This is a genomic window from Azospirillum fermentarium, from assembly GCF_025961205.1.
Lineage (GTDB): Bacteria > Pseudomonadota > Alphaproteobacteria > Azospirillales > Azospirillaceae > Azospirillum > Azospirillum fermentarium.
Genome location: NZ_JAOQNH010000001.1, coordinates 2,055,200 through 2,067,638, shown reverse-complemented (window position 1 = coordinate 2,067,638; position 12,439 = coordinate 2,055,200). Strand labels below are relative to the sequence as shown.

10 protein-coding genes are annotated in these 12,439 nt (G+C 67.0%); 6 read left to right on the top strand and 4 right to left on the bottom strand.

Annotation, left to right across the window (positions count from 1 at the left end):
- Positions 1–135: 135 nt before the first annotated feature.
- Complete coding sequence (locus M2352_RS09805) at positions 136–1,101, bottom strand: hypothetical protein (protein ID WP_264664311.1); 966 nt, start codon at positions 1,099–1,101, stop codon at positions 136–138.
- A 496-nt stretch (positions 1,102–1,597) separates the two neighbouring features.
- On the opposite strand from M2352_RS09805, the gene M2352_RS09800 reads away from it, so the two are divergent.
- The 5 genes from M2352_RS09800 to M2352_RS09780 all read left to right on the top strand — a co-directional run bounded on the left by M2352_RS09800 (position 1,598) and on the right by M2352_RS09780 (position 7,329).
- Complete coding sequence (locus tag M2352_RS09800) at positions 1,598–3,043, top strand: S41 family peptidase (RefSeq protein ID WP_264664310.1); 1,446 nt, start codon at positions 1,598–1,600, stop codon at positions 3,041–3,043.
- A gap of 90 nt (positions 3,044–3,133) precedes the next feature.
- Positions 3,134–4,648, top strand: coding sequence for a replicative DNA helicase (locus M2352_RS09795; RefSeq protein ID WP_264664309.1), 1,515 nt, complete (start codon positions 3,134–3,136; stop codon positions 4,646–4,648).
- Positions 4,638–5,780, top strand: a complete 1,143-nt coding sequence (gene alr / locus M2352_RS09790) for an alanine racemase (protein ID WP_406567240.1) — start codon at positions 4,638–4,640, stop codon at positions 5,778–5,780. The genes M2352_RS09795 and alr overlap by 11 nt, the downstream gene beginning before the upstream one ends.
- Complete coding sequence (locus M2352_RS09785) at positions 5,780–6,556, top strand: MlaE family ABC transporter permease (protein WP_264664307.1); 777 nt, start codon at positions 5,780–5,782, stop codon at positions 6,554–6,556. The genes alr and M2352_RS09785 overlap by 1 nt, the downstream gene beginning before the upstream one ends.
- Positions 6,553–7,329, top strand: coding sequence for an ABC transporter ATP-binding protein (locus M2352_RS09780; protein ID WP_264664306.1), 777 nt, complete (start codon positions 6,553–6,555; stop codon positions 7,327–7,329). The genes M2352_RS09785 and M2352_RS09780 overlap by 4 nt, the downstream gene beginning before the upstream one ends.
- 124 nt (positions 7,330–7,453) lie before the next feature.
- Here the strand turns inward: M2352_RS09780 and M2352_RS09775 are convergent, their stop codons facing one another.
- Positions 7,454–8,911 carry a cobyric acid synthase gene (locus M2352_RS09775; protein ID WP_264664305.1) on the bottom strand — a complete coding sequence of 486 codons (1,458 nt, stop codon included), beginning with the start codon at positions 8,909–8,911 and terminating at the stop codon, positions 7,454–7,456.
- A gap of 10 nt (positions 8,912–8,921) precedes the next feature.
- Positions 8,922–9,437, bottom strand: coding sequence for a bifunctional adenosylcobinamide kinase/adenosylcobinamide-phosphate guanylyltransferase (cobU, locus tag M2352_RS09770; RefSeq protein WP_264664304.1), 516 nt, complete (start codon positions 9,435–9,437; stop codon positions 8,922–8,924).
- A 247-nt stretch (positions 9,438–9,684) separates the two neighbouring features.
- Here cobU and M2352_RS09765 point away from each other — a divergent pair, with 247 nt between their 5' ends.
- Complete coding sequence (locus M2352_RS09765; RefSeq protein WP_264664303.1) at positions 9,685–10,506, top strand: alpha/beta hydrolase; 822 nt, start codon at positions 9,685–9,687, stop codon at positions 10,504–10,506.
- Here M2352_RS09765 and M2352_RS09760 read toward each other — a convergent pair.
- A complete protein-coding gene (locus tag M2352_RS09760) occupies positions 10,503–12,410 on the bottom strand; it encodes a response regulator (RefSeq protein ID WP_264664302.1) in 1,908 nt (635 codons plus the stop codon). The two genes, M2352_RS09765 and M2352_RS09760, sit on opposite strands and share 4 nt — an antisense overlap.
- Between the last annotated feature and the right edge of the window lie 29 nt (positions 12,411–12,439).

Below are 12,439 nucleotides of genomic sequence, written 5' to 3'. Positions count from 1 at the left end.
CATGAAAAGAAAAATCATAACAGCCGCACACACCAGAAACGAATTCAATCAAAAGAAAACTCTACTCAAACGCACTTTTCATCAGCGAACACCCACTTACGCCCGAACGGCAGGGGGCAGCACCATCCTCTCCGGTCAATGGCGGCTCTCCTGCCGTTTGGCGGCAGCAGCCGCAGCGTCCCTGCCCACAACACCGGGCTTCCCCGCCAAAAAGCCGGATGCCGGGTGCGCAGCCCACGAATCGCACGGCGTCTCGCCGGATGAAAGATCGAGCGTCCGGCGGATCAAAGCCGTCAATTCCTTTTGATCCGCACCGAAATGAGAGATGGCGACCACCGCCGTCCCCTCCAGATCGCCGCGGTTCACCGCCATCATCAGCGGCGGCGCCCGATACCGGCGCAGCGGCACGAACAGCAACGGCAGCAGCCCGCCCGCCACATAACCCAGCGCCTGGGTCAGAACGACACCATCACCGCCGTCGGTGGCGGTGACCCGCCCGCCCCCATCCAGCCTCAGCCCATCGCCCGCCGCCAGCAGGGCATCCAAGGCGGCATTCCGGTGAAGCAGCCCCCCATCCGCGTCCACCAGCCCGACGGCGACCGGAAGATCATCGAATGCGGTGTGAAGACGCCGGATCCGCTCCCGCATCTTCAGCACCCACAACACCCCCACCCCGCCATCATAATCAGGAAAGAAGCGCGCGATGCCGGACACGGAATAGCCGATGCGCGACTGGACGCTCCACCCGTCGTCCAAGCGCAGATGGGACACCAGCATCCGCCCGCTGGGGTATTCGTTGACGAAATTCAGGTTGGGGCTGGACTGACGCGTCGCAACCGCCATGGCCAACCAACCATGAGGGTCGCGCCCGGCGGCCTTGTTGCCGTTCAGACCAGCCGCCAGCGCCGCCCAAAACAGAGTCTCATAACAATCGCCGTCCCCATAACCAATGCACGGCATCAGCATGCGCTGGGCGTCATTGGCCCAGACGATGCGGTCCGCACCATCGAACACCAGCACCGCACCCCCGACCTCTTCCGTCGCCTGAATCAGGCCGATGGCATGGGACGGCAGGGCAGAAACAGCGGATGGAAAAGACATACAACCATACGCCTCTTGTCGTTTTCACAAAAAATAGCACACTTCACGGCTTTCTTATTCCGATTTTTAGGAATAGAGCCTGTTTTCCGAAAAGATAAATCCGACACAATGGTATGAAACCAAATCATCAATATTCTTCGTGTGCGTATATTTTTCTCATACCATGATATGCTGACTGGCATGAAGGCGCCGGAACGCCTCGGCACCCAGAGATTTCCCCTGCCATTCTTGCCGGCCGGCGGCCGAGGCTCCCTCCATGGGGGTAAAAGCGCATCGTGGAAATTGCACAGGCGTGGCCCATCCGCCCGCATTCCGTCCCGCCTGCCGCCCCCCCCCTCAAGCCATCGGGGCAAATTGTGATCGCCGTGCGGGCGTGGTAGCTTGACACCATGGGCCGGGCGGCCAACACTCCTCACCCGCGCCTTAGCACCGCTGGACGAACGCATCGATGTCATTGATGTTGCCGGGCTTGATGCCCCGCCAAGAGGACCGCAGGATGGCGAAAATCTTTTTTGCGCTGTTGCTGCTGCTGTGGGCCACCGGAAGCGCGTGCGCCGTATCGCCCAACAGCCGGGCGGAACTGAACGGCGCCCTTGACCGCTACCGGCACGAGATGGCCCGGCTGCGTCCTTCCGGCACCATTCCGCCGCCCAACGACCGCAACGTAGCGTTGTTTGCCGATGTGCTGCGGCGGGTCGGATCCGAATATGTGCGCCCGACCACCCCCCAAGCCCTGGTGGACAAGGCTATCGAGGGCGCCAGGAAGAAGAAGGCGGAAGAACCCGGCGCCACCGACCGCGACCTGACCGAGGCCGGGCTTGACGCCATGCTCAGCTCGCTCGACCCTTATTCCGCCTTTCTCGACAACGAGCACTTCCGCTACATGCGCGAACAGACCCAGGGCGAGTTCGGCGGCTTGGGCATCGAAGTGACGATGGACGATGACAGTGGGCTGGTCCGCGTCGTCTCGCCCATCGACGGATCGCCCGCGGCGCGGGCGGGCCTGCGTTCCGGCGACCTGATCGCGCGGATCGACGATTCTCCGGTCAAGGGGCTGAACCTGCGTGACGCGGTGGCGAAGATGCGCGGGCCGGTGGGCACGTCGGTGGCGCTGACCATGCAGCGGGCCAACACCCACACGCCCTTCAAGGTGGCGCTGACGCGCGCGGTGGTGAAGATCCAGCCGGTGCGCGCCCGGCTGGAAGGCGACGTGGCCTATATCCGCATCGCGGCCTTCAACCAGCAGACCACCCACGCCCTGGAGGAAGCGGTCTATGATCTGCGCCGGCAGGCCCGCGGCAACCTGATGGGCGCGGTGGTGGATCTGCGCAACAACCCCGGCGGCCTGCTGGATCAGGCGGTCGGTGTGGCCGACCAGTTTCTGGAAGGGGTGGACATCGTGTCCGTCCGCGGCCGCGACCCCACGGAAAACCGCCGCTACGGCGGCACCCCCGGCGACCTGATGAGCGGGCTGCCGGTGGTGGTGCTGATCAACAGCGGCTCGGCCTCGGCCTCCGAAATCGTGGCCGGCGCGCTTCAGGACCATGGCCGCGCCCTGCTGTTCGGCGTGCGCAGCTATGGCAAGGGATCGGTGCAGACCATTTCGTCCCTGTCGGGCGACGTGGGCATCCGCCTGACCACCGCGCGCTATTACCGCCCGTCGGGGGCGCTGGTGGATTGCTTCGGCGTACAGCCCAATGTGGAGATCCGCCCGGCCATGCCCGTGCCCAACGGCGGCCCGCCGCCGGAGGAGGTCCACGCCGACCCCGCCGCCTGCGACCCCCACGCCCCGACGCCGCCGGCGCAAAGCACGTGGCAGATGGAGGATTTCTGCCCCGACGTCGCCGCCGCTCCGGTGAAGCCGGACGACGACCGGCCGCTGCAATGCGCGGTCACCGCCATCCGCACCCGGCTGATGGGGCGGATGGCCGCCCTGCCCTGACCCCGCCCGAACCCGAAAGTCCCAAATCCGAAGGGGGGCCTTGCGCGCTTCTCACAGCGCGCCGGCCTTTCCTTTGCTACAGTGCCCGCCATGGAAAACACCACCCTGCCCGCCTTCGAACCCCGGCTGGTGGACGGCCAAGAGCGCACGTCCTCCCCCGACTACCGCACCCCGCCCCACAATGAGGAGGCGGAGCAGGCGCTGCTGGGCGCCATCCTGGTCAACAACAAGGCGTATGAACGGGTGGCGGAGTTCCTGCGCCCGCAGCACTTCTACGATCCGGTCCATGTGCGGATCTTCGAAGCGATCACCAAGATGATCGAGCGGGGCCAGATCGCCAATCCGGTGACCCTGAAACCCTATTTCGACAACGACCCGGCGCTGGCCAGCGACGGCGGGGCGGAATATCTGGCCGAACTGGCGGCCAACGTGGTCACCGTGATCAACGCCGCCGATTATGGCCGCACCATCCACGACCTGTTCCTGCGCCGGCAGTTGATCGAGGTCGGCACCGACATGGTGAACGAGGCGTTCCGCCACGACCTCGACATCTCGGCCATGGACCAGATCGGGGAAGCGGAAAAGCAGCTCTTCGATCTGGCCAGCACCGGCGACGTGCAGGGGGGCTTCGTGCCCTTCGCCGATTCGGTCAAGCTCGCCATCGCCACCGCCGAGGTGGCGTTCCGCGCGTCGAGCCACGTGACCGGCGTCACCACCGGCCTGCTCGATCTCGACCGCAAGCTGGGCGGCTTCCACCGCTCCGACCTGCTCATCCTGGCCGGACGCCCGTCGATGGGTAAGACGGCGCTGGCGACCAACATCGCCTTCAACGCCGCCAAGGCGCACCTGCGCTCCGGGGGCAAGGAGGGGGCGTGCGTCGGCTTCTTCTCGCTGGAAATGTCGGCGGAACAGTTGGCCACCCGAATTCTGGCCGACGAAACCCAGGTGCCCGGCGACAAGATCCGCCGCGGCGAGATCCGCCAGGACGATTTCCCCAAATTCGTCCAGGCCAGCCAGGATCTGGCCCGCGTGCCCTTCTTCGTGGACGACACCCCCGCCCTGTCGGTGGCCGCCGTGCGCACCCGCTGCCGCCGGCTGAAACGCACGTCCGGCCTGGGCATGGTGGTGGTGGACTATCTCCAGCTTCTGCGGGGATCGTCGGTCAAGGGCAGCGAGAACCGGGTGCAGGAAATCTCCGAGATCACCCGCAGCCTGAAGGCCATCGCCAAGGAACTGGACGTCCCCGTCCTGGCCCTGTCGCAGTTGAGCCGTGCGGTGGAACAGCGCGAGGACAAGCGGCCCCAGCTGTCCGACCTGCGCGAATCCGGCTCCATCGAACAGGACGCCGACGTGGTGATGTTCGTGTTCCGCGAACAATACTACCTGGAGCGGGCGGAGCCGTCGCGGCGGCCCGATGAAACCGACGACAAGTTCAACGACCGTTACCAGCGCTGGCAACAGCGGCTGGGCGAGGTCCACAACACCGCCGAAGCCATCATCGCCAAGCAGCGCCACGGCCCCGTCGGCACCGTGCGCCTGTTCTTCGACGGCCAGTTCACCAAGTTCGGCGATCTCGATCAGCGGCATGACACCAATGACTATTGAGTGCGCGTTGAGCGCCCCCGCCGACCGGGCCGGGGCCATCCTCACCATCGACCTGGGCGCGGTGGTGGAAAACTGGCGCCGGCTGTCGGCCCGGCTGTCCCCCGCCCCGTGCGCGGCGGTGGTCAAGGCCGACGGCTATGGGCTGGGGGCGGCGGCGGTGGGCCGGGCGCTCTTCGGCGCCGGCTGCACCCGCTTCTTCGTCGCCCAGTTGGACGAGGCGCTGGCGCTGCGCGCCGCCCTGCCCGATCCGCAGATCCTCTGCCTGGGCGGGCTGCCGGCGCGGACGGACAGCACGTTTGTCCATCACCGCATCACCCCCGTCCTCAATCATCTGGGCGAGGTGGACGCGTGGGCCGCCGTGTGCCGGGAGCGGAACACGGCCCTGCCCGCCGCCATCCACATCGACACCGGCATGAACCGCCTGGGCCTGTCCCCGGCGGAGGTGGACGAGCTGTCCGCCGACCCGACTCGCCTGACCGGCATCGGGCTGGATCTGTGGATGAGCCATCTTGCCTGTGCCGACGAGGCGGAGAGCCCGGTCAGCGGCGAGCAGCTCGCCCGCATGACGGCGGCGGTGGCCAGGCTGCCCAAGGCGCCGGTCAGCTTTGCCAACTCCTCGGGCATTTTCCTCGGTTCCGCGTATCATTTCGACCTGGGGCGGCCCGGCGTGGCGCTCTACGGCGTCAACCCCACCCCCGGCAAGCCCAACCCCATGGTTCCCACCATCCGCCTGGACGCGCGGGTGCTGCAGGTGCGCAGCGTTGACTTGGGTATGACCGTTGGCTACGGTGCCGCTCACCGGATGCCCCGTGCCGGCCGCATCGCCACCCTCGGCGTCGGCTATGCCGATGGGTATTTCCGCTCTTTGGGCGCGCGCGGACATGTGTTCGTGGATGGTGTGCCGGCCCCGGTGGTCGGTCGCATCTCCATGGACCTCATCACGGTCGATGTGTCCGGCCTTGCCGACGGGGCGGTGGTTCCGGGGAAACTGGTGGAACTGATCGGCCCCAACCGGCCGGTGGACACCGTGGCGGAGGAGGCGGGGACCATCGGGTACGAGATCCTCACCTCTCTGGGGCGGCGCTATCACCGGGACTACACCGGTGGCGATGCCGGGAAGAAGGCCGTGTGATGCAGTTTCTCGCCGCCGTCGGGCGCACCTTTCTGATCTTCCTGACCCAGACGGGGCGGCTGGCGCTGTTCGCCAGCGTGGGCGTGTCCCACGCCATCCGGCCGCCGCTCTATCTGCGCCAGATCATCCGCCAGATGATCGACATCGGCTATTACTCGCTGCCGGTGGTGGGGCTGACGGCGCTGTTCACCGGCATGGTGCTGGCGCTGCAAAGCTATTCCGGCTTCTCCCGGTTCCAGGCCGAGGGCGCCATCGCCACGGTGGTGGTGCTGTCGATCACCCGCGAGCTCGGCCCCGTGCTGGCCGGGCTGATGGTGGCCGGGCGCATCGGGGCGGCCATGGCCGCCGAGATCGGCACCATGCGGGTCACCGAACAGATCGACGCCCTGTCCACCCTGTCCACCAACCCCATGAAATATCTGGTGGCGCCGCGGCTTTTGGCCGGGGTCACCATGCTGCCGATCCTGGTGCTGGTGGCCGACATCATCGGCGTGTTCGGCGGGTTCCTGGTGGGCGTGTACCGGCTGAACTTCAACCCCGCCTCCTACATCAACCGCACCTGGGAATTCCTGGAGCCGGTGGACGTGATCTCCGGCCTGGTCAAGGCGGCGGTGTTCGGCTTCATCATCGCGCTGATGGGGTGCTATTTCGGCTACCGCTCCAAGGGCGGTGCGCAGGGTGTGGGTCAGGCGACGACCAATTCGGTGGTGTCGGCCTCGATCCTCATCCTGGTCTTCAACTATCTCATCACCGGCCTTTTCTTTTCGACAAAATGACCGACACGCCCAAGATCGCCCTCAAACACGTTCACAAGCGTTTCGGACACAAGGTGGTGCTGAACGGCATCGACCTGGAGGTCGGGCGCGGTGAGTCCCTGGTCATCATCGGCGGGTCGGGGACCGGCAAGTCGGTGATGCTGAAATGCATCCTGGGCCTGTTGCAGCCCGACTCCGGCTCCATCAAGGTGGACGGGCAGGAGACCACCCGCCTGCGTCCGCGGGAACGGGAAAAGCTGCTGCACAAGTTCGGCATGCTGTTCCAGGGGGCGGCGCTGTTCGACAGCCTGCCGGTGTGGGAGAACGTGGCCTTCGGCCTGATCCAGGGCGAGCACATGCCGCGCGCCCAGGCCAAGGAGATCGCCCTGCGCAAGCTGGCGGCGGTCGGCCTGACCGCCGACGTGGCGGAACTGTCGCCGTCGGAACTGTCGGGCGGCATGCAAAAGCGCGTGGGTCTGGCCCGCGCCATCGCCGACGAACCGGAGATCATCTTCTTCGACGAGCCGACCACCGGCCTCGATCCCATCATGGCCGACGTGATCAACGAACTGATCGTGAAGTGCGTGAAGGATCTCGGCGCCACCGCCGTGACCATCACCCACGACATGGCGTCGGCCCGCAAGATCGCCGACCGGGTGGCGATGATCTATCAGGGCAAGATCATCTGGACCGGCCACGCCAAGGACATCGACCATTCCGGCAACCCGTACGTGGACCAGTTCGTCCACGGTCGCGGCGATGGTCCGATCCAGATGCAGGTGCGGGCGCTGTAAGGGGGCCCGGCCCCCTTTTCGTTAGAGTGTGATCGGTTCAAACGGAATCGTTTGAAGCGTGAATCACACGGGAAAACCAAAAGTTTAGAGTCCTTCAGGTGCTTCAATAAGCACCTGAAGGACTCTAAACCGCTGCGTCCAGCAGGGCCGTGACGTCCAGGTGCCGTTCCAGATGGTCGGCCAGGGCGTCGAGAACCGCGTCCACCGCCGCGTCATAGGCCAGATCCGACGCTGCCCCCAGCCCGGCCAGCCACGCCGCGCGGAAGGCGTCCGACGCGAACAGGCCGTGCAGATAGCACCCCTCGACCCGCCCGTCCGCCGACGCCGCCCCGTCCATCCGCCCGCCGACATCCAGCACCGCGCGGGCCGCGTCGGGACCGGCGGTGCGGCCCATGTGCATCTCGTACCCCGCCACCGGCGTGCCGGTGGTGCGGTGGGCGCCGCGCACCTCCTCCAGAATTTTCGGGCCGCTCAGCACCGTGTCCACATCCAGCAGGCCCAGGCCGTCCACGGCGCCCGGCGGCCCCTCGATGCCGTCGGGATCGGCGATGCGGCGGCCCAGCATCTGATAGCCGCCGCAGATGCCCAGCACCCGCCCGCCGCGGCGGTGGTGGGCCAGCAGGTCGATATCCCACCCCTGCGCGCGGAAGAAGGCCAGGTCGGCGATGGTCGCCTTGGACCCCGGCAGGATCACCAGACCGGCATCGGCGGGCAGCGGCATGCCCGGCGGCACCATCACCAGCCGCACCGCCGGTTCCTGCGCCAGCGGGTCGAAATCATCGAAGTTGGAAATGCGGGATATCATGGGCACGGCGATGGTCAGCGCCGTGCCGTCCGTCCGCCCCGCCCCCACCGCGCCCAGCGACTGGGCGTCCTCCGCCGGCAGCTTGCCGGCGTCACGGAACCACGGGGCGACGCCGAAGCTGCGCCAGCCGGTGCGCTCGGCGATGGCGGTCAGCCCGCCGTCGAACAGCCGCACGTCGCCACGGAACTTGTTGATGATGAAGCCGCGGACCAGCGCGCGTTCGTCCGCGCTCAGCAGAGCGTGGGTGCCGACCAGGGCGGCGATGACCCCGCCGCGGTCGATGTCGCCCACCAGCACCACCGGCACCCCGGCGGCGGTGGCGAAGCCCATGTTGGCGATGTCGCCGGCCCGCAGATTGATTTCCGCCGGGCTGCCCGCCCCTTCCACCACCACCACGTCGGCTTCGGCCTTCAGGCGGACGAAGCTGTCGAGCACGGCACCGAGGAAATCGCGCTTGCGCCGCTGGTACGACCCGGCCTCCGCCGTGCCGATCACCCGGCCCTGCACCACCACCTGGGCGCCCATGTCGCTCTGGGGTTTCAGCAGCACCGGGTTCATGTGGACGCTGGGGGGCACGCCGCAGGCGCGGGCCTGGAGCGCCTGCGCCCGCCCGATCTCGCCGCCATCGGCGGTGACCGCGGCGTTGTTGGACATGTTCTGCGGCTTGAACGGCCGCACGGTCAGCCCCCGCCGCACCAGCGCACGGCACAGGCCCGCCACCAGCAGCGACTTTCCCACGTCGGAGCCGGTGCCCTGAAGCATGATGGCGCGTGCCATGGCGGTTTCGTCAGCCCTTCAGGTTCATGGGAAGGCCGGCGATCACGAACACCACCCGGCGGGCACGTTCGGCCACCATCTGGTGAAGCCGCCCGGCGTGGTCACGGAATTCGCGGGCCATGGCGTTGTCGGGCACGATGCCCTGCCCCACCTCGTTCGACACCAGCACCACGTTGCCGGGCAGCCGCTCCAGCGTGTCGGCAAAGGCGGCGCAGGCCATCGACACGTCACGCCCCGCCCCCATCAGGTTGGAAACCCACAAGGTCAGGCAATCCACCAGCACGGATGCCTGCGGGCTGGCGTGGCGCATCAGCGCCCCCACCAGATCCAGCGGCTCCTCCACCGTGGTCCAGCCGTGGCCGCGGTCGGCGCGGTGGCGGCGGATCCGCACGGCCATTTCCGTGTCGAACGCCTGGGCCGTGGCCAGATAGATCCAGGGGGCCGGCGCCGCCTTGACCAGTTCTTCGGCGTACCGGCTCTTGCCGGAACGGGCGCCGCCCAGAACCAGAGTCAGATGCCCGCTCATGTTCCCTCCTGTCCGGCGTGTGCCGCCGTCCCGTTTGCGCGCCGGGGCTGCCGGAACGCCGGCTGCCCCGGCGCGCCAGTCATAATAATGTAACCATACAAGCTGATTTTACAGAATAGCACAGGCGCCACGGCTCCTCGATTCCGAAGGCTTGCGGCATAGCGCATCGCCGTGTCCCTGCCAAGACAGGGCTTTTCCCAATGCCGACGCTGGACAAACGGCGTTTGCGCGCGTTACCCAAAACGTCATGCCGACCATCGAACTGATCACCCGCCGCCCCGCCGGTGGCCCCGCCCGCCCCCGCCCCCTGCTGTTCGTCCACGGCGCCTTTTGCGGCGGCTGGATCTGGGATGAGCATTTCCTGCCCTGGTTTGCCGAACGCGGCTGGACCGCCCACGCGCTCAGCCTGCGCGGCCACGGCAAGAGCGGGGGCCGGGACGCGCTGATCGGCTACGGCCTGTCCGATTACGTGAACGACGTGCTGTCGGTGTACGACGGCCTGGACACCCCCCCGGTGCTGATCGGCCATTCCATGGGCGGCATGGTGGTCCAGCGCGTGCTGGCTCGCCGCCCCGCCACCCCGGCGGCGGTGCTGATGTCCTCGTCCCCGCCCACCGGGCTCTTGGAATCCTCGCTATGGCTGGCGTGGTGCCACCCCATCATCTTCCAGCAGATGGCGTTGATGAACACGCTGGGGGAAAACGCCGTCGATCCGGCCACCATCTCCCGCGCCATGTTCTCCGACGCCATGCCGCGGGACGAGGCGGTGCGCTACATGACGATGATGCAGGGGGAATCCAAGCGCATCCTGATGGAAATCGGCGGCTGGATACCCTTCCCCGTGCTGCCGCCCCGCACCATTCCCATCCTGGTGATGGGCGCGGAAAACGACCGGCTGATCCCCCCGTCCCAGGTGCGCGCCACCGCCCGCCTGCTGAACACCGAGGCGGAGATCCTTCCCGGCCTCGGCCACGGCCTGATGCTGGAACCCGCGTGGGAAACCGTCGCCCGGCGCATCGACGCGTGGCTGGCCGGCACGCTGGGCGGGGCGGAAAGGGCTGCGGCCTAACCGCTTCCCGGCGCGCCCTTCTGGGTCAGGACGATGAACACCTTGTCTTCGAGCTGGTCGGGGGTGAAGGGCTTGACGATATAGGCCGTGACCTGATGGGCCAGCGCGTGCTCCACCGCCTTGCGGGTGGCCAGCGCCGTCACCATCAGGAACGGCAGGTCGGGGCGCACGGCGCGCACCTGTTTCAGCACCTCCAGCCCGCTGGCCCGCGGCATCATCCAGTCGCAGATGATGAGGTCGTAGCGGTCCTCGTGCCCGAGGAAACGGTCCAGCGCCTGCTGGCCGTCCTCCATGGTCTCGATGACGCCCACACCCAGATCGTGGAGCACGGATTCCACATAGTTGCGCGGGCCGTCCTCGTCATCCACCACCATCACGCGCAGGTTGCTCATGTCGATGAAGGGCACGCCGATGGTGGCCAGCGCGCCGCGCATCCACGCCGCCCGCGCCGCCCGTTCCTTGGTGCCTTGGGCGCCCAGCAGGAAGGCGCGGATGAAACGGGGACGGTGGACCTGGCGATAGAGGGCGCGGGCGGCGGTAATGCGGCTCTTGCCCTCGCAGAACGCCTTTTCCCCGGCCAGCTTGACGATTTCCAGCACCTTGTCGGCGGTGGGTTCGGTCTTGATCTGCTGGAGCGGCGACAGGATGCGCTGGGTGCGGATGAACGTGTACTGCACCTCGTCGATCTGCTTGGCCAGCGTGTCGCGCTCTTCCGCCGGAAAGGCGGAATCGAGCATCAGGCGCTGCACCTCGGCCAGCCCCTTCAGCTTGTCGCTCTGCTCCTTCCAGCAATCCAGCAACCGCCCGGCGAATTCGCGCCCGTCGAAATAGACCTTCAGGTACTGGTTCACCGCCCGCAGCGAGATCGGCGTCAGCGGCATCTTCTGCAGCATGAACAGGATGCGGATCTTTTCGATGAAGTTCCGCCCCTTGATGATCTCCGGCAGCGTGTCCTCGTTCAGCAGCAGCGCCATGCGCCGCTGCAACGACCCCTCGGTCCGCGCACCGCCGCGGTAGCCGTCGCCGGTCTTGACCCGCTGGGCGATGCGGGCGAGGGCCAGAACCTCCTTCTGCACCGATTCGATGCCGAACATGTCGCCGATGCTGCTGACGGCGAAGCGGTGGGGCTTGGCCAGTTCCCGGCGGAACGCCACCATCAGGCTGTCGGACAGGAGCGGCATATTCACCCGCCGCATCAGCGCGCCCAGCCGGGTGACCAACGCCGGGGTGTCGTCGGGAAGCGGCGTGTCGCCCGTGGCCAGGATGATGATGGTGTCCACCAGCCGCACGAAGGGCATGTCACCGGAAATGGAGGCCATCCCGGATTCGCTGCGGACCATCTCGCCCAACAGCCGGTCGAGGGGGCCCATGGCGGCCTCCCGCTCCTCTTCGTCCCCCCCCTCGCCCACCGTGTCGGCAAGGGTCAGAAGCTGCCCGGTCTTTTCGGCAAAGGAGCGGCCGGCGTGGATGAACTGGGTCAGGGCCGCATCGACGATCCAGCGTCCGGTCTGGGCGTCCTTCTCCATCACCTCCTTGACGGACGCGGTGTAATTCTCCGCCGTCAGTTCGGGGATGACCCATTCCTTGGACCGCTGGCGGGTCAGCATGGCCACGTCGTTGACCAGCGCGTTCAGCGACCCGCTCTTACGCCCCATCACCCGTTCGGCCTGCTGCAGGATGCCGACGAAGATGGCCTGGTTGGACAGGGTGTTCTGGTGGCGGGGGGAATGCAGCAGTTCGGTGGGCGTCAGGGCGTTTTCATTGAGAAAACGTTCGCAATGGCGCCCGATGCCGTCCCGCGCCGCGGGGTTGAAGAAATCCTCCGCCGTGACGCACGGGGTGATCTCCTGCGTATCGTCAGGATCGAGGTGCTTGTCATCGACAAGAGTGGCATCCGATGCCATAGCGGTTCTTCCTCAGGCGAAGCCCGGAA